Here is a 19,895-nt window from a genome sequence, read left to right as displayed (position 1 = left end):
CATATACGCCCAACCCCCGCCCACGCCACGCGCCAGTATCACCGACCCACCCCCCACCCGAAAGCAAAACAACACCACCCACCACCACCCCACCCAACCCAACCCACTGACGAGCACCACCAACCACCCCCACCCACCCCTCAACCACCCACAAACAAACCGGACAGACGGTACCCACCACCCACACTTCTACGGCGCGGACCACCGACACCGCAGGCACCTACACCAACTACACCGCCGCCAGCTACCCGTTCGAGCAGAGCGCCGCCATAGCCCCGGAACTGCCATGATCGAACCCAGGATGCGCGCTCCTCCGAGTTCGATGGCGGAGTCGGGGTCCTCGGACGTTCCCGCGGCGGTTTGACCACCAACATCCACCTCGACGCACACAGCTGTTGCCGCCTGCTCGCTTTGGTCGTCACGCCCGGTCAGGCAGGTGACGCACCCGCATTCCCCGAGGTCATGGCCCGGTGACGAATGCCCCGGCCGATCGGCCGGCCCAGGACCACACCGGACGTGGTCCTGGCCGACAAGGCATATTCGTTTCGGGCGATCCGCAGTCACCTGCGACGGCGCGGAATCCGGTCGGTGATCCCGCGGCCGGCCGACCACGTCGCGAACCGCAAGCGGCTCGGCCGGTGCGGCGGCCGTCCGCCGGTCGGAAAGGTGAGCCAAGGAAGGCGGCCTAGTCCTGGTCCTGCGGTGCCAAGGTGCGCAGGACGTCGAACTCGTTGCCCTCAGGGTCGGCCATGACCACCCAGTTCCGATCCGGTCCCTGACCCACGTCCACCTTGACCGCGCCGAGACCGAGCAATCTGGTCACCTCGTCCCCGGTGCTGCCGTCGATCGGGCTGACGTCGAGGTGAAGCCGGTTCTTGACGGTCTTGCCCTCGGGCACACGGATGAACACCAGGGTGGGCGGCATCTGGCGGGCCCGGACATCCTCTACGGTCGGCATCCAAGAGCCGATCTCGACCTTGCCCTCGCTTCGGTCGATCACCTTGAAGTCCAGGACCTCGCACCAGAAGGCCGCGACCCTCTCCGGATCATGGCAGTCAACGGTCAACTCGGTGAACCTGCTTGTCATGCTTCTCCCAGATAGTGCGGACGGAGCTCAGCGTAGGTCGCCCACCCGACAGATCCGAGATCCTTTTTGACCAGAGGCATCGAACGGGCTTGATCCGGAGTAAAAACCCGTAACCTCCGCCGTACTTCGTCTTCCCTGGTCAGAGCGTTGATCCACTCTGCTGGTACGCACGGGGCCGAATCGGGGTCGAATCGAGTGCACCGGTCGTTCCACCGACCGGCACCACCTCGCGCCGCGATGGGCAACCTCGAACTGACAGTGAGTCATGCACAACAGGGTCGGGTTGCGTCAAGTCCCCACGGAGTGGTCGGCCGGGCCCCGACGGATGTGTATCACGCCGCGGCGAACAGGGATCCGAAGGTACTGACCTTGACGCCCTGGACCGGTGGGCCCGGCCGAGCGAGCTGACCGTCCTGGCGTCGCCCTCGCCCTCGCCGCAGGCTGACGTGAGAGAAGACGCGATCGGTGTGAAACTGGGCAAGGAAGGGGTGATCCCCTTGTCGGACCCACCACACGCGTCCTCCGGTCCCGACACCGCCGTCGACGAGAATCGGCTGGAAGAGCTGATCATCGAGGCGCAGACTGCCCTGCCAGTCGAACTGCCCGCGTTGGCGAACCGGTGTGCCTCGTCCCTCGGCCTGGACACCGCGTCGATCTACCTCGTCGACCTGCAACAACAACTGCTCATCCCACTCGACGAGGCTCTGGAGCCGCTTCCGGTGGACCACTCGTCGGCCGGCTGGGCCTACCGCACGGTCGATCCGCGGGTGGTCGAGGCCGACGACGGCTTGATCCTCTGGATGCCTCTGGTCGATGGTGCGGAGCGGCTGGGCGTGCTGGCGATTCGGACCGCCTCTCTCGACGCGGTGCGGATGCGCCGCAGCCGGATGCTGGCCCATCTGTTCGCCATGCTGATCACCTCCAAGCGCGCCTACAGCGACTGGCTCGCCGCCCGCACCCGCACTGCGACCATGCGGTTGCCCGCCGAGATGGTGCGGGCCTTCCTGCCACCCCGCACCATCGGCACGAGTAGGTGCGTATCGACCGCGGCCCTGGAACCGGCCTACGACGTCGCCGGCGATGCCTTCGACCACTCGGTGGCCAAGAACATCCTGCACACCATGATCCTCGACGCCATGGGTCACGATCTGACCGCCGGCCTGACCACGTCGGTCGCCATGGCGGCAGCGCGCAACGCCCGCCGGGCCGGCTCCGACCTGGCCGACGTCGTCAGCTCCGTCGACCAAGCGCTCACCCAGTGGCTGCCCGACCACTTCTGCACCGGCGTACTGTGCCGACTCGACGCCGAGACCGGCAGGCTGCGCTGGGTCAACTGCGGTCACCCCCCACCCCTGCTGATCCGTGCCGAGCGGGTGCTCGCCCAGGCGCTGGACAGCCCTCCACAGCCGCCGATCGGCTTGGCCGGCCACCTCGCCCCGGCAGTCCGGCAAGTCCACGAGGCGACCCTGGAACCGGGCGATAGCGTCCTCCTCTACACCGACGGTGTCGTGGAGGCCCGCGACGTGGACGGTGCGGAGTTCGGCCTCGACCGGTTCACCGACTTCATCATCCGCTCCTCCGCCGCCGGGCAGCGCCCAGCCGAGGTGCTGCGGCTGCTCATCCACGCCATCCTCGACTACCAACGCAACCAACTGCGGGACGATGCGACCATCCTGCTCTTCGAATGGCGCCCGCAGCACCGATGACGCGGTATTGCGCCGGTTGGGACACTGCGGCGCGCCGGCAACGAGCCGCTTATTGCCGGCCTGCCGGAGTGCGACGGCTTGGGACGAGGTCAGGGATGGTGCGTCGGTCAGGGCCGAAGGCTACGACGGGGTCTGGCCGGCCCCGGCCCGGGGTCGCCACACAGCGCGGGCCGGGATGCTGGGACTGATGCCCAGACGGGCTGCGGCGAGGAATTCCCACCGAAGCCGCAGCGCCTGTCGAGGCTGATCCCCTTGGTAGAAGCAGCCCCCACCGGGCTGCGGCGCACCATGCACAGCCTCGCCCAAACCGCCTGCGCTCTGCACGATCACACCGTCGCCAACGAAGCGGTCGTGCTCACGGACGTCCGCCGAACAGGTGGCGCGAACGGACTGGTCGCGCCGCCGTGGGTGGACTCAGCGGCATGGCAGGAGGTGCCGAAGTAAAAGCCGTCGCCGCATCCTCGCGGTCCGACTAGCCGAGGGGGTGCCTGGGCGCGACAGCACTGCCAGAGCTGCGGCGGACGAGCCAGTCACCGCGGCCCGTCATTCCGTTCCCGCCTGCTGTCTTGGGTGAGGGGTACCGCTGCGAGCAACGAGACGCCGGCGCGGCCCCGCGCGCACAGTCCCTGCCGTGTCGGGGCCACCGGCCCCTGTCCGGCGGCCCCTTTCGTGCGGGGCTGCGGGTCCCTAGATCAGCAGCGGTGAACGCATCTTCTACCGGCTGGTGAGCATGCCGTCTCGCAGGCGGGTCAGGCAACGCGACAGGAGGCGTGAGACATGCATCTGGGAGACGCCCAGGTGTTCGCCGATCTGGGCCTGGGTGAGTTCTTCCACGAACCGCATGTGGATGATCTGACGGTCCCGGTCATCGAGCCCGGCGATCAGCGGGGCCAGGGCGTGGAAGTCCTCCACCAGCTCTAGCGCCTGGTCCTCGGCGCCGATGAAGTCCTGCAGAGCGCTCTCGCCGTCCTCGCTGGTACCGATCGCCGCATCCAGGGAAGCGGAGTTGTAGCCGTTGGCGGCAAGGCGGGCTTCGATGACCTCATTCTCGGGCAGGCTCATCAGCTCCGACAGCTCCTTCACCGTCGGCGTGCGCCCCAGCCGGCTGCGCAGCTCATCCGTCGCACGGGCCAGCTGGACCCGGGCCTCCTGCAGACGGCGCGGGACATGCACCGCCCAGGTGGTGTCGCGGAAGAACCGCTTGATCTCGCCGACGATGTAGGGGATGGCGAAGGAGGTGAACTCGACCTCGCGGGACAGCTCGAACCGGTCGATGGCCTTGATCAGCCCGATCATGCCGACCTGGACAATGTCCTCCATCTCCTCCGGCCCCCGGCTGCGGAAGCGGCCGGCGGCGTACCGGACCAGAGACACGTTCACCTCGATCAGCGTGTTACGGGCGTAGCTGTACTCGGGCGTGCCCTCTTCCAACACCGTCAACTGGTCGAAGAACAGCCGGGACAGCTCACGGGCATCCTTCGGACTCACCTGAGAAGGGGCGAGGATCTCAGGCAGATCTCCGGTCTGCGCCTGCGTGGCCTTTGTACTCACCAAAGTCATGGCGTTCCCCTCCCACAGTTGAACCCGCCCGCCGTAACCAGTCGATACAGCCGAAGCCAAGGCGCGACTACCCCGCCCTTGCGTACCTACACCCGCGATCACGTAAGTCAGTAGATGCGCTCATGCCGCCCGGGCCGCTACCCGGCCAGTCGCCTGCCGTGCGCAGGGGAGCCGCCCTGGATACAACAGGTCGCGGCGACGGTGAAGGAGGCGCCCGCGCACGCCAGACTGGGGTGCTCAGCGGTCGAAGTGATGGCGACCGCGGACGGTGACGCGGCTGGAGGGCGCCACGGGGGTGGTGGCCATGACGAGGCACGTCCCGTCGATGCCGGGGAGGGCGAGGCCATTTCCTCGGTGATTCGCGCGCACATCAGATGAGTGGCGGGGAAGAAGGGCGCGGATGCGTGCTCTCCTGCGGCCAGTCGTCCGAAGGGCGAAGGCGCCGGGAGGCCGCATACTCGGTGATCGTCGCAGGGCTGTGGAGCCCTGCCCGCTGAGCGGGTTGAAGGGTGTGGGGGAGATGACCGGCGTGAACGATCTGGCCGCGGTGGACGTGGTGGAGGATCCTGCCGCACAGGAGCGCCAAGGGAGCGCTCTGGCGCGGTGGTTGCTGCGACACCGGGTGCAGGCGGTCAACCCCGCGGCGGAGGCGGGCGCCGGCGAGTCTCATGCCTGGTGGAAGGTGATGTGCCTGACCGGCGTCGACTACTTCTCCAGCCTGGCCTACGTGCCGGCCATCGCCGCCCTGGCAGCCGGCGCGGTCTCGCCGTTGGCCACTCTTCTGCTCGTCGTGCTGACCCTGGTGGGGATGCTGCCGATGTACCGGCGGGTGGCAGGCGAGAGTCCGCACGGGGCCGGATCGGTGGCGATGCTCGAGGACCTGCTGCCGTTCTGGCGGGGCAAACTGTTCGTCCTGGTCCTGCTCGGGTTCGTGGTGACCTCGTGGATCATCACGATCACCCTGTCCGCGGCCGACGCCTCCGTACATCTGGTGGAGAGCTCCTACGCGCCGCATGCTCTGCAAGGACACGAGGTAGTCATCACCGTGGCGCTCCTGGTACTCCTCGGCGGGGTCTTCCTGCTCGGGTTCAGCGAAGCCGTGAGCGTGGCCATCCCGTTGGTCGCCGTCTTCCTCGCGCTCAACGCGGTGACCATCGGCGTCGGCCTGGTGGATGTGTTCACCAGCCCGGACGCCTTCTCGGCCTGGACCGGCGCACTCACCGAAGGCCGCGGATTCGGCGACCTCGCCGAGCCCGCGCTGCTGGCCTTCCCGCTGCTGGTGCTGGGCCTGTCCGGATTCGAGACCGGGGTAAGCATGATGCCGCTCATCTCCGCCCAGGGCGAGAGTGCCGAACAGCGGCTGAAGTCCCGCATCCGCAATGCCCGCAGGCTGCTCACGACGGCCGCGCTCGTCATGAGCGTCTACCTGCTCGCCGCCAGTCTCGTGACCACCGTCCTCATACCGCACAAGGAGTTCGAGGCGGGCGGCGCGGCCAACGGCCGGGCCCTGGCCTGGCTGGCCCACGAACACGTCGGGGAAGCCTTCGGCACCGCCTACGACATCAGCACCATCCTGATCCTCTGGTTCGCGGGCGCCTCCGCCATGGCCGGACTGGTCAACATCGTCCCGCGCTATCTTCCCGCCTACGGCATGGCCCCCGAATGGGGCCGCGCGGTACGCCCCGTCGTACTCGTCTACACAGCTCTGTGCGTCATCATCACCATCGCCTTCGACGCCGACATCGACGCCCAGGCCGGCGCCTACGCCACCGGCATCCTCGCCATGATGGTCTCCGGCGCCTTCGCCGTGACCGTCTCCGCACTGCGCCGCCGCCAACGCACCCTGACCGTGGGATTCGCCGCGCTCACCGCGGTACTGCTCTACGCGCTGGTGGCCAACATCATCGACAAGCCCGACGGCATCACCATCTCCGCGATGTTCATCCTCGGCATCATCACCATCTCGCTGATCTCCCGCATCTCACGCACCACCGAACTGCGCGCGGACAAAATCGTGTTCGACGAGACCGCCCGCCAGTTCATCACCGACACCCTCGCCCACGACAACGCCATCAACATCATCACCAACCGCCGACAGGCCGGAGACGGCGCCGAGTACGCCGACAAGGAACGCGAGCAGCGTGCCACCAACCCCGTGCCCGGCCTCGCCGACATCCTGTTCCTCGAGATCGATGTCGTCGACCCCTCCGACTTCAGCGAAACCCTCACCGTCCACGGCGTCGAAATCGAGGGTTACCGCATCCTGCGAGCCGAAGCCCCCGCCGCGCCCAACGCCATCGCCGCGATCCTTCTCACCCTGCACGACACCACTGGCGTCCAGCCGCACTGCTACTTCGCCTGGGCCGAAGGCAGTCCCCTGACCCACATGTTCCGCTACTTCCTCCTCGGCCGCGGCGACACCGCACCCGTCACCCGCGAGATCATCCGCCGACACCAACCCGACCCCGCCCGCCGCCCCGGCATCCACGTCGCAGGCTGACACCCCTGGATGAGGCGGGCAGTCAACGCGGCGCCATTGGCACCTTCGTCGTGATGGCTGTGCACCGCTCAGGTGGGGGGAACCGGGGACGATCGCATCGCCTGGCAGACCGTGTGTGGTGACGAGACGGGCGCTGCCGTCGACCAGCTGGTAGGACAGGCCCACAACGGCGGTCCGCCCACTGCTGACCTGGTCGGCGAGGATTCGGGAGGGTCCGCCAAGCCCGTTGCATATTACTTGCAATTGCAAGACTGTCTCCACTCATCAGCGGGTAGCCCCTTGTCGCAAAGTGATCGCAACAGCATGCCATGTGCAGCAAGGGTGTGAGGCTGATGACGTCCCGTCGGATGAGAAGTGCCGCCGTCGCAGCGGCGGTTGCGCTGACCGGGCTCGCCGCCTGCTCGGCGCCCAGCAGTGGTGCCGGTGCCAGTAAGGCCGCGGCCGCCTCCGTGGTGATCGGGGTCGGATCCGAGCCGGACACTCTCAGCCCACTGCTCGGTTACGGCAAGGACGGCAACTCCAAGCTGTTCGACGGCCTGTTGGCCCGGGACGCCGACCTGAAACTCACGCCCGCCCTGGCGAAGGCGCTCCCTCAGGTCACCGACGACGGGCTCACGTACACCTACGCCCTGCGCGAGGGCGTGGAGTTCAGCGACGGCGAGCCCCTGACGGCCGCGGACGTGGTCTTCACCTACCGGACCGTCCTGGACGACGAGACGAACAACACCTCGCGCAGCGAGCTGGACGCCGTCAAGGAGGTCCGGGCCGACGGCGACGACGGTGTCGTCTTCACGCTGAAGTACCCCTACGCGCCGTTCGCGGGACGCACCGTGCTGCCCATCGTCCCCGAGCACCTCGCCGGCGAGCAGGATCCCAACACCGGTTCGTTCAACACGAAGCCGGTCGGTACCGGACCGTACGTCCTCTCCTCCTGGAGCAAGGGCGAGAAGCTCACCTTCAAGGCGAACCCGAAGTACTGGGGCGGTGCGCCGAGGGTGAAGACGTTCACCATGGCGGTCATCGCGGACGACAACGTGCGCGCCACCCGGCTGCGCTCCGGCGACCTGGACGGTGCGATCCTCCCGCCCAACCTGGCCGCGACCTTCAAGGACGACAAGGGCCGCAAGACGTACGACGCCAAGTCCTACGACTTCCGGACCGTCACACTCCCCCAGCAGAACAAGGTCACCGGCGACCGAGCGATACGGCAGGCGCTCGACGCCGCGGTGGACCGCGAGGCCATGGTCGACAAGATCCTCGACGGCGCGGGACGACCCGCGTACGGGCCGCTGCCCGTCGACGACCCCTGGTTCGCGAAGGGCATCGAGCGCGACCAGGATCTCGCCAAGGCCAGCCGGAACCTCGACCAGGCGGGCTGGGAGATCGGCGACGGCGGCATCCGCGCCAAGAGCGGGCAGCGGGCGGCGTTCACGCTGCTCTACCCCTCGGGCGACAAAGTCCGCCAGGACCACGCCCTCGCCTACGCCTCCGACGCCAGGAAGGCCGGCATCGCCGTGACGGTGGAGAGCGCGACCTGGGAGGTCATCGAGCCGCGTATGAAGGACGACGCGGTCCTCGCGGGCTTCGGCAGCACCGGCGACCCCGACTTCGGCCTCTACACCCTGCTGCACTCCTCCCTCGCCGGAAACGGCTTCAACAACATGGGCCGCTACGACAACCCGGCTGTGGACAAGGCCCTCGACACCGGCCGCCGCAGCCAGGACGCGGCCACGCGCGAGGCGGCGTACGACACCCTCCAGCAGGAGCTGGTCAAGGACCCCGGCTACACCTTCCTCACCCACATCGACCACGTCTATGTTCTCGCCGACCGCTGGCAGGGGCTGACCACGCAGCTGGAGCCGCACGAGCACGGCTTCGCGAGCGGCCCGTGGTGGAACATCGAGGACTGGCAGCCGAAGAAGTGACCCGGCCGCCCTGGGGCGCGATGGCCCGTCTGGCGGGGCGGCGGGCGCTGTTCGCCGCCCCGATCCTGCTCGTCGTCACCTTCGGTGTCTTCGCCATCGCCGCCGCCTCCCCCTTCGACCCCGTGCGGGCGTACGCCGGTACGGCCGCCCTCGGTGCCGATCAGGAGACCCTGGACCGGCTGCGGGGCAACCTCGGCGTGGACCAGTCCTTCGCCGTCCGCTGGTGGCATTGGCTGACCTCCGCGCTCAATGGCGACCTCGGCCAGTCCAGCGTTCTGCGGCAGCCGGTCGCCCAGGTCATCGGCGAACGTCTGCTCTGGTCCACGCTGTTGTGCGCCGTGGCCTTCGTCGTCGCCGTGCTGCTCGGCACGCTGCTCGGGGTGCTGGCCGCGCGCCGTCCCGGGTCGTGGCTCGACCGGATCGTCACCTCGCTCGCCTACACGCTGGAGGCAGCGCCCGTGTTCTGGATCGCGCTGCTCGTCATCTGGCTGTTCGCCCTCCAGTTGGGTGTGTTCCCGGCGGGCGGGCTGACGGACACCGCGAGCGAGCAGGTCACGCCGGGGCAGGTGACCAGTCATCTGGTGCTGCCGGCGGGCGTGCTCGCCGTCTCCCAACTCCCCTGGTTCGCCCTGTACGTGCGCCAGGGCGTGGGCGACGCGCTGGCGGAGGACCCGGTACGGGGCGCCCGCGCACGGGGGTCGAGCGAACGCACCGTCCTGCTCGGGCACGCCCTGCGCTCCGGACTGCTCCCGGTCCTGACGCTGATCGGCTCCCGCGTCCCCGAACTCATCACCGGGGCCCTGCTCGTGGAGAGCGTCTTCAGCTGGCCGGGCATCGCCGCGGCGACGGTGGAGGCGGCCACCGCCGTGGACTTCCCGCTGCTCGCCGCCCTGACAACCCTGGCCACCGCCGCCGTGCTCGTCGGCAACCTGCTCGCCGACCTGCTCTACGGTCTGTTCGATCCGAGGGTGAAGTTCAGTGACATGTGACGCGCCGGAATCCCCGGCTCCTTCCGTTCCTTCCCCGCCCGTCTGGCGGGGATACAGCACGCGGCGCCGCTCCACCCGGACGGTGCGGGTGCGCGCCTCCGCCGCGCTGGTCGCCGCGACCGTCCTCGCCGTTCTCCTCGTGCCGCCGCTGGTCCAACTCGACCAACAGGCCGTCGATCTGGCCGCCAAGCTGCTGCCACCGAGCTGGTCGCACCTCTTCGGCACCGACGACCTCGGGCGCGACCTGCTGGTCCGCTGCGTCTACGGGCTGCGGGTGTCCCTGCTGGTCGGTGTGGCGGCGGCCGTGACCGCGACGGTCATCGGCACCGCGGTCGGGGCCACGGCCGGGGCCCTGGGCGGCTGGGTGGACCACGGTCTCATGCGCGTGGTCGACACCTTCTCGTCCGTGCCGCACCTGCTGCTGGGCATCTTCATCGTGGCGATGTTCCGGCCGGGAGTCTGGCCGGTGGTGGTCTCGGTCGCGCTCACCCACTGGCTGTCCACGGCGCGGATCGTGCGGGCCGAGGTGATGTCGCTGCGGTCCCGCCCGTACATCGAGGCGGCCGTCTCCGGTGGCGCGTCCCGGTGGCGGGTGGCGGTACGGCACCTGCTGCCCGCCGTGTTGCCGCAGGCCGCGCTCGCCGCGGTCCTGATGGTGCCGCACGCCATGTGGCACGAGTCGGCCCTGTCGTTCCTGGGCCTCGGGCTGCCCACGCACACGGCGAGTCTCGGCACCCTCATCCAGGGCGCACGCGGTTCGCTGCTGGCAGGCCAGTGGTGGCCGACCCTCTTCCCCGGCCTCTTCATCGTCGTCCCGACCCTGGCCATCGCCGGTCTCGCCGGAGCCTGGCGGGAACGGATCAACCCCCGCCGCCGATCGGAGCTGATGCTGTGAGCAAGCGACTTCCCGTGCTGTCGGTACGCGGTCTGTCGGTTCGCTTCCTCATGCCGGGCAGGCGCCGGATCGCCGCCGTCACCGACGCGCACTTCGACGTGGCGGCCGGCGAGTGCCTGGCCCTGGTCGGGGAGAGCGGCTGCGGCAAGTCCGTCCTTGCCTCCGCCCTCCTCGGCCTGCTCCCCGCGAACGCCCAGACCGCGGGCGAGGCCCGCCTCGGCGGCCTCGACCTGCTCTCCGCCGACGAGAAGACCCTCGCCCGCACCGTGCGGGGCCGACTCATCGGGCTCATCCCGCAGACCCCGGCCGCGCACCTCACCCCGGTACGCACCATCCGCTCGCAACTGGAGGAGACGGTCGGCGCCTTGACCGACGTCCGGGGCCGCGCCGCCCGGCGCTCCGCCGCCCGGACGGCCGCCGAACGCGCCGCGTTCCCGGCCGACCACCTCGACCGCCACCCCCACCAGCTCTCCGGCGGCCTCGCCCAGCGCGCCGCCACGGCCCTCGCCCTCGTCGGCGACGCGCCTCTGCTGCTCGCCGACGAACCGACCACCGGACTCGATCGCGACCTGGTCGACCGCACGGTCGACGAGCTACGGCGCCCCGTGGACGCCGCTGGACAGGCCCTGCTGATGATCACCCACGACCTGGCTGCGGCCGAACGCATCGCCGACCGTGTCTCCGTGATGTACGCCGGCCGCATCATCGAACTCACGCACGCCCAGGCGTTCTTCGGCGCACCCGGCCCCCGCCACCCGTACAGCCGAGGTCTCCTCCAGGCCCTCCCCGACCGCGCCTTCTCCCCCATCCCCGGCATGCCCCCGGAACTCGGCGACCTGCCCGACGGCTGCGCCTTCGCCGCCCGCTGCGACCGGGCAACCGACGCCTGCGTCACGCTGCCCCGGATGACGGAGTCTGTCGCCTGCCACCACCCGCACGTGCAGGAGGACCTCCGTGCTTGAGCTGCGAAGCATCACCGCCGGATACGACCGACGCGCCCCGGTGGTGCGGAACGTCTCGCTGACGATAGCCCCCGGAGAGGCCGTAGGTCTGCTGGGTCCCAGCGGCTGCGGCAAGTCCACCCTTGCCCGCGTCGCCGCCCTCCTGCACCGGCCCGACTCCGGGTCCCTCGTCCTGGACGGCACCCCGGTACGCCACTGGCGCCATCGCGCCCCGCGCGAACAGCGCACCGCCGTCGGGATCGTCTTCCAGCAGCCTCGGCTCTCCGCCGACCCCCGGCTGAGGCTCACGGATTTGATCGCCGAGCCCTTGCGCGCGACCGGCCGCCGCGAGGCCGTCCCCGACCGGGTTCCCGAACTGGCCGAGGGTGTCGGCCTGACCCCCGACCTGCTGAAGCGACGTCCGCACGAGGTCAGCGACGGCCAGTTGCAACGCGCCTGCCTGGCCCGCGCCCTCGTGCTGCGTCCGCGCTGGTTGGTGTGCGACGAGATGACGGCGATGCTCGACGCCTCGACCACGGCCGCCCTGGTCACGGTGGTCGAGGACTACCGCCGGGCCACCGGCGCCGGCCTGCTCGCCGTGGGTCATGACCGGGTACTCCTGCACCGTTGGTGTGACCGCACGATCGACTGGGACACGACGTTCGAGAAGACCCCTTCGGCAGAAGGGCTCCCACAAGTCACGTCCTTGCGGGAGCCCTATGTGGTGCCGCCTGCAAGTGAAGGTTGAGAAGACGATCACGAGCAGGACGTCTGTGTGCGAACGCTGACGTGGCTACGGCGTCACGGCGCGAGCAGCAGGCTTTCGCCGCGCTCCTTGGCGGCGGCGTAACGCCGGTCCATGTCCTGCCAGTTGACGACGGCCCACATCACGTCGATGAAGTCGACCTTCTGGTTCCGGTACTGGAGGTAGAAGGCGTGCTCCCAGGCGTCGAAGACGAGGATCGGCATCGATCCCTGGCCGACGTTGCCCTGGTGGTCGTAGACCTGCTCGACGATCAGACTCCAGGAGAGCGGCTCGTAGGCGAGGACGCCCCAGCCGGAACCCTGGGTGGTCGCGGACGCCTTGGTCAGCTGGGCCTTGAAGCCGGCGAACGAGCCGAAGGACTCGGTGATGGCGTCCGCGAGGTCGCCGACGCCGTACGCCGCGAGGGGCTCGCCGCCTCCGTCGCCGGTCTTGTTGTGCCAGTAGATGCTGTGCAGGATGTGAGCCGAGGTGAACGCCACCGCCGGCACCGAGGAACACGTCCAGGGGCCGCAGCGGCTGTGGCACGTACGGGAGCTACGGTTCGCGGCCGTCGCAGCCGTGCTCGCCGGGTGGCTGACCGGCCGCACCAGAGCGGAGGTCCCGCGGACCGTGCTGGAACTGGCGGCAGTCGCTGTCGGGGCCTCCACGCTCGTCCCTGCGGCCGTGCGGAATCTTCATGGCACTCACCCGGGGCGCTGCCGCCAGACCATGCCCGCCGCCCCGCGGCGCATCGGCAGGCGTGTCCGTGACACGGGCAGGGAGGGCGGCGGCGACGCCGCGCGGGAGCGCGCACGAGGCGGGAAGCGGTCTGCCCCGCAGCCCAGGACAGACCCCACGGGCTCCTGGCCTCCGCACGACAGCACGTAGGCGCGGTCCGCGGTGAGCCCACCCGTCGGACAACCCGGCGGCACTCGGCCACGCCACAGGCCCGCAGGCACGCAGGCCCTCAGGCCTGCGCGGACTGCAGCAGCGCGGCGAGTCCGTCGTCGTAGATGCCGTGGAAGAGCTCCTCGGCATCGGCGTCGCTGACTCCCACCGGGGTGAACGAACCGGACCATTCGACGAGGGAGGCGTCGGGTCGGCCAGGGACAGCGCGCACCGTCAGGGTGGAGAGGTAGCCGGTCGGTGTCAGGCTGCGGGCCGTGGGGACGCTGGCGGGGTGTCAGGCAGGGGGATGCGGGCCGTGATGCGTTTACCGACCGGCTGCTGCTCGATCAAGAGGTCATCGGTGACGGCCTTGACGATCTCGAGGCCGTGCTGGCCGATCCGGTCGGGGTCGGCGGGCCGGGCCGCCGGGAGGGTGGGGTCGCTGTCCCACACGACGACGTCCACGGCATGGGCCGTGATGCGCAGTTCCATCAGGACCGGACCGGGAGCGTACTTGAGGGCGTTGGTGACCAGCTCGCTGACCACCAGCTGGGTCAGGTCGCGCGCCCGGGCGGATACGGGCAGGCGATGGCCGGCGTGGGCCTGGTCGAGAAAGGCGACGGCGTGGTGGCGGGCGTCGGCGATACAGCCGCCGTCTCCGGTGAGGGCGTAGCCGGCGCGCATGAGGTGCTCGTCCGGCGCCGGACAGTCGTCACCGTCGTCATGGGATCCCGCTGGCATCGTCCTCATTCCCCGTTCACGAGCTCGCCCCTACCCCCGATCTCGTCATACATGTCATGTTGTTCGGCGCGGCCCTCCGGTGCATGGGGTCCGGGCGGTGGGGCAGAATCGTCCGTGCACGCCCTGTCCCCGGGGCAGGCCCGAGCGCAGTCGAGGAGACGGTGAGCAACATCGAGCATGCGGACCGGTCCGGCCGGTTCTCCGTCGTCCACCGCGTGGTCGGCGGCGTGCGCGTCGTCACCGTGCAGGGCGAGATCGATCACGACGTCAAGGACGCCTTCGGCAATGCCCTGCTGTCCGGGGACGACGCGGCGCAGGCGTTGCGGATCGTGGTGGACCTCAGCGGCGTGACCTTCATGGACTCCAGCGGCATCACCGTCTTCGTCACCGCCTACCAGGCCGCCAGCAGCGCCGGGGGATGGGTGCGTATCGCCGCCGCGCAAAAGCCCGTCCTGCACGTCCTCCAGCTGGTCGGCATCGACACCCTCATCACCTGCCACCCCAGCCTCGAGCAGGCCCTCGAGCCCTGATCCTGTCACCGGTGCGCGGCACGTCACGTCCCAAAGTGAGCCGCCGCCCCCGAGCCGCGCCAGCCGGAAATCTGCCCCGCGTTGGCCGGCAGGACGTACGCCACGTGCTCGTTCGCACCGACGCGACCACTCCCGTGATCGGTGGGACGATGGCAGGAGGCCGCAAGGGCGCTCCCCCGTGTGCGCCCATCCCGAGACAGACAGCAGGCCCGACCATGACCAAGCAGCCGAAACCGTCCCGCCCCGCGCCGGACAAGGGTCCGAGTCGCCACGAGGGCACCGATCAGCACGGCTGGTCGCCGGACGTAGACGCGACTCACCAGCAGGACAACCCGAGCGCCCATCGCTCCTTCCACGCAAAGAAGCACGCGCCCCCCAAGAGCTCCGGGCGGGCGGTCTCCAGGGAAGAGGCGGGCAACGCCCACGGAGAGCCCACCCAGAGCAGCGGCAGGCGCGGTGAAGAGCAGAGCAAGGGCTCGGCGGAGAAGGGTATGCACGGCACCGGCCCTCGAGGCCGATCCCAGCGGCCCAGCGGAACCAAGAACGCATCCGCCGTGACCGGCGTGGATCCCCAGGACCCGCCCGGCAGGCGCAGCGGCAAATAGCGCACCACCGGCATCGACGCCCTCACCACCTGCCACTTCACCCTCGAGCAGGCCCTGAACCCCTCGCTGCTCCAATGGGGCTGGTCCGGAGCGTCCGCCGACCTGGAACGCCGCTGCACGGCCTCGCCCAGCTCGTGTCCCACCGTCTGCGGTAATGGCTGCCCCAGCGCCCAGGCGATCACCATCTCGGCAACCGTGTGCAGCTTGATGTTGGTTTGCTGGGAGACCTGACGCAGCACCTCGAACCCCGCGGCCGGCCGAATCCGGTGGATCGCGGCGAGGACACCGACGGCCTGGTCGACCGTCGCGTGGGAGCCGAGCGCGTGCCGCAGCTGCGCGTTCTCCTGCTCCAGGCCGGCCACCGTGGCGTTGCGCATGCCATCGGACAGGTGCCGCGGTACGCGGGAGGTCGTCATGACGACGGGTCTCCATACAGGGGCGTACGTTTCCAGTACGCCTGCCCCGGACCGCAACCGCGAGATATCCCCCGCGCGACGCAAAGATCACATGACGCGTGGGAGCAGCTCTTCGCCGTCCATGGTCGGCGAAGAGCCCGAGAGGCTGTCGTCCCAACCCCTCCCCCGCCGAGTCGCCCGCACACTCACACTCACACCCGCTCCGCGCCATCAACTGCGGTATCGGAGCCCCCGTACCGGAAGCGATACACCAGGGGAGCTTCGCGGCCTTCAGCGCCGTGGTGCTCTTCCTCGCCCTGCCGGCGGTCGCCGTCCTCGACGCGGGGTAGCCGCGGAAGATCCGCTTCCCGGCGCCCTGTCCCTCTCCACCGGTGGGCCGATGCGCATCAAGACGGCCGGGCGCAGGTGAACCCCGAGCTTGACGCCCGACCCTCAGGTGAGGCCAGGCCCTCGACCGTGGCGACGGCTCGGCCGTCGGCGCGGAAGGCGGGGCACAGGCAGAGCTGTGCACCGGTTCTCCGTCAACGTGGACCGTGCAGGCGCCGCAGTCGCCCGCATCGCAGCCCTCCTTCACCCGGCGGATTCCCTCCGCGTACCGCAACGTCATGCGGCGCCGCCATTCGGGCAGCCCGTGGATGTCGTCGAGCCATTCCTCATCGGCGACGGCCGCCTCTATCGCCGCCCGCAGGGCTTCAGCGGTCGGAGGTGAGGAGAACTGCAGCCGTACGGGTGAACGGTGGCGGCGGAAACGGTGATGGCCAGTGAGCTGTCTGCCGGGTCCAGCGTGCCGATGACCAGCATGCCGGAGCGGCCCAGCCCGTACAGCGACGCCTGCCGGAATGCCGTGCGGCAGGCCAGGGCACGGACAGGGAGAGTGACGGACCTCAGCAGCTCGCCCTGGACGAGGTCCTTGCGGCCCGCGCCGGTCACGAAGTCGGTCACGTGCACCCGGCGACGGGCCCTCGCCCTGGGCGATGAGCAGGCACTCCCCGTCGACGGCGGCGTTGAGGGAAATCATCGTGGCTGCCCGCCGGGCACGGCTGGCCCCCGGCGGGCAGGGTGACGGTCAGCCGGCGGCGTCGAGGATGAGGTCGGTGACGGCGCGGGGGCGGCTGAGCATCGCGGCGTGCGAGCTGTTGATCTCGATGGTGTGGGCGTGCGCCCGGGCGGCCACCGCCACCCCGGCTCCATCGGGGCAATCCCCTCTCCGGTCCTGACCGCGCTGTCCCCGTTCCGGCCGTGTTGGTGCCGGTGGGCGCCCGTCACGTGCGCAGGCCGTGCAGGACATCCACGCCCCTGTGCAAGGTGGCACAGCCCGTGGCCTCCATGTGTGGCTCAGCCTGGCCCGCAGCTCCATCGGCGGGATTGACTCCTAAGCTAAAGCTGATAGCTTTTAGTTAACGCAGTTAGCCAACGGGCTGGCAGGCCACACGGAGGTAGTCGTGACCGAGTTCCTGAACGTCGACGGTGGGACCATCGCGTACGAGGTGAGCGGCGCCACCGGGCCGCTGGTGGTGGTTGCCCACGGCATGGGCGACAGCCGCGAGGCCTACCGGTTCTTCACCCCCGCCCTGGTGGAAGCCGGGTACCGAGTCGCGGAGGTGGACCTGCGCGGCCACGGCGAGTCCAGCGTCGGGTGGGCGTCCTACACCCGAACCGACCTCGCGGGTGACCTGATAGCCCTGGTGAAGCACCTCGGCGAGCCGGCGGTGCTCGTCGGCCACTCCATCGCCGGCGGTGCCGTCACGATCGCCGCGGCCAAGGCCCCGGAGCTCATCACCGCGGCGGTCGAGCTCGCTCCCTTCACCCGCAAGCAGCAGGTCCGGCTCGGCGATCTGCGGGTGGCCGGCTACCGCCGCGGCGTGACGCACCTCATGGGCACCACCATCCTCGGCAGCACCCGGCAGTGGGCCAAGTACCTGGACGTCGCCTACCCCGGCAACAAGCCCGCGGACTGGAACACACGCATGGGGCAGATCACCGCGATGCTGGAAGAGCCCGGCCGGATGAAGGTCCTGCAGGCGATGGGCAAGATCTCCCCCGCCGACGCCGGTGAGCAGCTGGGCAACGTCACCTGCCCGGTGCTCATCGTGCAGGGCACCCTCGACCCCGACTGGGCCTCGCCGCAAGCCGAGGGCGAGGCGATCGTCGCCGATCTGCCGACCGGTCTGGGCCGGCTGGAGATGATCGAGGGGGCCGGTCACTACCCGCACGTCCAGTTCCCCCGGCAGACCCTGGCCGCGGTCCTGACCTTCCTGGCCGGTGCCGGTGCCTAGGGCAGGCCTGGACGCGGCCACGATCGTCGCCGCCGGCGCCGCACTCGCCGACGAGATCGGCTTCAGCGAGCTGACCATGGGCCGGCTGGCCGAGCGACTCGGAGTGCGCGCCCCCTCGCTCTACAAGCACATCGCCAGCCAGGACGACCTCCACCGGCGGATCGCGGCGCTCGCCTTCGACGAGGCCGCCGTCGCGATCGGCACGGCCATCCAGGGCCGCGCCGGGCGCGACGCCCTGGCCGCCGCTGCCGGCGCGCTCCGCGACTTCGTACTCACCCACCCCGGCCGCTACGCGGCCACCCTCGGCCTCACGCCGACCGGTCCCGACGACCCGATCATGCTCGCCGGCAGACGAGGGATCGGCCCCTTCGCAGCGGTACTGCAGGGATACGACATCCCCCCACAGGACATGACCCACGCGCTGCGGGCGGTCCGCAGCGTCTTCCACGGCTTCGCCCACCTGCAGGCATCCGGCGGATTCCAGTGGTCCACCGACGTCGGCGAGAGTTTCGAGTGGCTCATCGACCTCGTCGACCGTGGCCTTCGCTCCGCCGCGGACCCCGCCGCCGCAGACCCCGCCGATCACCACCGGTAGACCACCCGCTCGCCGGACCGCCCCCCTCCTTCCCGCCCCCGCCAGAAGTGGAAGCCGTCATGGACGCAGTACTCACCGCCGTCATCGATATAGACGCCACCCCGGATGCGGTGTGGAACGTGCTCACCGACTTCGCCAGCTACGGCGAGTGGAGCACCTTCTCCGCAGCCGAGGGAACCGCTCACGTGGGAAGCCGGCTCACCATGCGCATGCCGGGCATGACCTTCAGGCCCACGGTCACCGTCGCAACACCCGGCCAGGAGCTGCGGTGGGCCGGCACGCTCGGCACGAAGCGGCTCTTCCACGGCCAGCACTCCTTCGTCCTCTCCTCCAACCACGACGGCACCACCCACCTGACCAACCGCGAGGAATTCTCCGGAGCCTTGACCACCCTGACCCGACGGTTCCTCAAAACGCCCAAGCACGACGGGTACGCCGCGTTCAACGAGGGCCTCAAGCAGCGAGTGGAAGGCCTGATCGATCTTGCCCATCGCTATGTACCGTCACCAACGTCCTGACCCGCAACACCTAGGAGTCCCGAACACCCGGAGGGCCTCAAAACGACGGTGCGCAGGCGACGTTGCAGGGAAGAATGGCCACCGTGACGTACGAAGGCTCCTTCATCGATCCGGCCAAACCCAGCATCGCCCGCGTCTACGACTACCTGCTCGGCGGCAAGGACAACTACGCCGTGGACCGTGCGATCGGCGACGTGTTCAAGCGCGACCTGCCCGGTTCGGTAGCCATCGCCTTCGCGAACCGCGCGGCCCTGACCCGGGCGGTCAGGGAGATCGCGAAGACCACCGGCATTCGGCAGTTCATCGACCTGGGCAGTGGCCTGCCCACCGCCGACAACGTCCACGAAGTCGCGCAACGGCACGCTCCCGAGTCGCGGGTCGTCTACGTCGACATCGATCTCCAAGTGTTGGTCCACGGCCGTGCACTGCTGGAACACAACGACCGGACCCGCGTCGTCGCGGTCGATGTGCGCAATCCCGAGGACATCCGCACTCACCCCGACACCCTCGCGGTCATCGACTTCGCTCGTCCCGTCGCCGTCATCCTCAGCGCGATCCTCCACCACGTCAACGACGACGAGGACCCGGCCGGCATCGTCCGCTACTGGCGCGACCATGTCCCCTCCGGAAGCTACTTCTTCATCAGTCACTTCCGCTCCGGCAACAACGCGGAGACCGCGCAGGCCGAGAAGGTCCTCCAGCAGACGTTCGGCCGCGGCCGGTGGCGCACCGACGCGGAAATCGCCGCCCTCCTTGACGGCCTGGAGATCCTCGACCCCGGGATCGTCCCCGCGTCCCTGTGGCGTCCCGACGAGACCGCCAACCAGTGGAACGGCGGCGAACGACGTGAGCTCACGGTATGGGAACACCTCATCGCCGCCGGACTGGCCCGGAAGGCCTAGACAAGTAGTTCCGAGGTGGCTCAGTGGTCGTAGGCGATGAGTGATCTGGCGATGGGTGCGCTGATGGTGCGGTTGT

17 protein-coding genes and 3 pseudogenes are annotated in these 19,895 nt (G+C 69.6%); 13 read left to right on the top strand and 7 right to left on the bottom strand.

From position 1 onward, the window contains the following. Positions 1-336 precede the first annotated feature (336 nt). Positions 337-654 (top strand): annotated as a pseudogene (locus tag ABT070_RS32425) (transposase); the annotation flags it as partial. A gap of 31 nt (positions 655-685) precedes the next feature. Here the strand turns inward: ABT070_RS32425 and ABT070_RS32420 are convergent. Beyond that, complete coding sequence (locus ABT070_RS32420; RefSeq protein WP_351765858.1) at positions 686-1,087, bottom strand: VOC family protein; 402 nt, start codon at positions 1,085-1,087, stop codon at positions 686-688. A 488-nt stretch (positions 1,088-1,575) separates the two neighbouring features. Here ABT070_RS32420 and ABT070_RS32415 point away from each other — a divergent pair, with 488 nt between their 5' ends. After that, positions 1,576-2,793 carry a PP2C family protein-serine/threonine phosphatase gene (locus tag ABT070_RS32415; RefSeq protein ID WP_451102188.1) on the top strand — a complete coding sequence of 406 codons (1,218 nt, stop codon included), beginning with the start codon at positions 1,576-1,578 and terminating at the stop codon, positions 2,791-2,793. A gap of 714 nt (positions 2,794-3,507) precedes the next feature. Here the strand turns inward: ABT070_RS32415 and ABT070_RS32410 are convergent. Continuing rightward, on the bottom strand, positions 3,508-4,353 hold the full coding sequence (locus tag ABT070_RS32410) for an RNA polymerase sigma factor SigF (RefSeq protein WP_351765868.1): 846 nt from the start codon (positions 4,351-4,353) through the stop codon (positions 3,508-3,510). A 520-nt stretch (positions 4,354-4,873) separates the two neighbouring features. On the opposite strand from ABT070_RS32410, the gene ABT070_RS32405 reads away from it, so the two are divergent. From ABT070_RS32405 to ABT070_RS32375, 6 genes are all read left to right on the top strand, one after another. Next, on the top strand, positions 4,874-6,853 hold the full coding sequence (locus ABT070_RS32405) for an APC family permease (protein WP_351765855.1): 1,980 nt from the start codon (positions 4,874-4,876) through the stop codon (positions 6,851-6,853). 332 nt (positions 6,854-7,185) lie between these two features. Then, the gene (locus ABT070_RS32395; protein WP_351765853.1) at positions 7,186-8,778 is read left to right on the top strand and encodes an ABC transporter substrate-binding protein; all 1,593 of its coding nucleotides are present in this window, start codon (positions 7,186-7,188) and stop codon (positions 8,776-8,778) included. A 20-nt stretch (positions 8,779-8,798) separates the two neighbouring features. Beyond that, on the top strand, positions 8,799-9,767 hold the full coding sequence (locus tag ABT070_RS32390) for an ABC transporter permease (protein ID WP_351765866.1): 969 nt from the start codon (positions 8,799-8,801) through the stop codon (positions 9,765-9,767). Then, positions 9,757-10,662, top strand: a complete 906-nt coding sequence (locus ABT070_RS32385; RefSeq protein WP_451102161.1) for an ABC transporter permease — start codon at positions 9,757-9,759, stop codon at positions 10,660-10,662. The genes ABT070_RS32390 and ABT070_RS32385 overlap by 11 nt, the downstream gene beginning before the upstream one ends. After that, positions 10,659-11,624 carry an ABC transporter ATP-binding protein gene (locus ABT070_RS32380; RefSeq protein WP_351765849.1) on the top strand — a complete coding sequence of 322 codons (966 nt, stop codon included), beginning with the start codon at positions 10,659-10,661 and terminating at the stop codon, positions 11,622-11,624. The genes ABT070_RS32385 and ABT070_RS32380 overlap by 4 nt, the downstream gene beginning before the upstream one ends. Then, complete coding sequence (locus ABT070_RS32375; protein WP_351765847.1) at positions 11,617-12,351, top strand: ABC transporter ATP-binding protein; 735 nt, start codon at positions 11,617-11,619, stop codon at positions 12,349-12,351. Before ABT070_RS32380 ends, ABT070_RS32375 begins: the two co-directional genes overlap by 8 nt. 53 nt (positions 12,352-12,404) lie before the next feature. On the opposite strand, the pseudogene ABT070_RS32370 reads toward ABT070_RS32375, so the two are convergent. The 3 genes and pseudogenes from ABT070_RS32370 to ABT070_RS32360 all read right to left on the bottom strand — a co-directional run. Further along, positions 12,405-12,836: pseudogene (locus tag ABT070_RS32370) on the bottom strand (superoxide dismutase); the annotation flags it as partial. 479 nt (positions 12,837-13,315) lie between these two features. Further along, positions 13,316-13,468, bottom strand: coding sequence for an SRPBCC family protein (locus ABT070_RS32365; protein WP_351765845.1), 153 nt, complete (start codon positions 13,466-13,468; stop codon positions 13,316-13,318). Between the two features lie 29 nt (positions 13,469-13,497). Then, positions 13,498-13,977: an ATP-binding protein gene (locus ABT070_RS32360; protein ID WP_351765843.1), complete on the bottom strand. Its 480-nt coding sequence runs from the start codon at positions 13,975-13,977 to the stop codon at positions 13,498-13,500. 161 nt (positions 13,978-14,138) lie between these two features. On the opposite strand from ABT070_RS32360, the gene ABT070_RS32355 reads away from it, so the two are divergent. Beyond that, positions 14,139-14,507, top strand: coding sequence for an STAS domain-containing protein (locus ABT070_RS32355; RefSeq protein WP_351765841.1), 369 nt, complete (start codon positions 14,139-14,141; stop codon positions 14,505-14,507). A gap of 316 nt (positions 14,508-14,823) precedes the next feature. On the opposite strand, the gene ABT070_RS32350 is transcribed toward ABT070_RS32355, so the two are convergent. After that, on the bottom strand, positions 14,824-15,528 hold the full coding sequence (locus ABT070_RS32350; RefSeq protein ID WP_351765839.1) for an ANTAR domain-containing protein: 705 nt from the start codon (positions 15,526-15,528) through the stop codon (positions 14,824-14,826). A 574-nt stretch (positions 15,529-16,102) separates the two neighbouring features. Continuing rightward, positions 16,103-16,555 (bottom strand): annotated as a pseudogene (locus tag ABT070_RS32345) (FAD binding domain-containing protein); the annotation flags it as partial. Positions 16,556-16,970: 415 nt separating this feature from the next. Here ABT070_RS32345 and ABT070_RS32340 point away from each other — a divergent pair. The 4 genes from ABT070_RS32340 to ABT070_RS32325 all read left to right on the top strand — a co-directional run bounded on the left by ABT070_RS32340 (position 16,971) and on the right by ABT070_RS32325 (position 19,819). After that, complete coding sequence (locus tag ABT070_RS32340; protein ID WP_351765838.1) at positions 16,971-17,804, top strand: alpha/beta fold hydrolase; 834 nt, start codon at positions 16,971-16,973, stop codon at positions 17,802-17,804. A gap of 22 nt (positions 17,805-17,826) precedes the next feature. Beyond that, positions 17,827-18,399 (top strand): TetR/AcrR family transcriptional regulator, encoded by a 573-nt coding sequence (locus tag ABT070_RS32335; RefSeq protein ID WP_351765864.1) that lies wholly within the window; start codon positions 17,827-17,829, stop codon positions 18,397-18,399. 59 nt (positions 18,400-18,458) lie between these two features. Beyond that, positions 18,459-18,917 (top strand): SRPBCC family protein, encoded by a 459-nt coding sequence (locus tag ABT070_RS32330; RefSeq protein WP_351765836.1) that lies wholly within the window; start codon positions 18,459-18,461, stop codon positions 18,915-18,917. 74 nt (positions 18,918-18,991) lie between these two features. After that, complete coding sequence (locus ABT070_RS32325) at positions 18,992-19,819, top strand: SAM-dependent methyltransferase (RefSeq protein WP_351765834.1); 828 nt, start codon at positions 18,992-18,994, stop codon at positions 19,817-19,819. Positions 19,820-19,895 lie beyond the last annotated feature (76 nt).

The organism is Streptomyces sp. NPDC002884 (genome assembly GCF_040295245.1).
Classification (GTDB): domain Bacteria; phylum Actinomycetota; class Actinomycetes; order Streptomycetales; family Streptomycetaceae; genus Streptomyces.
Note: the sequence above shows the minus strand (reverse complement) of the source record. Positions and strands in the feature narration are given on the sequence as shown.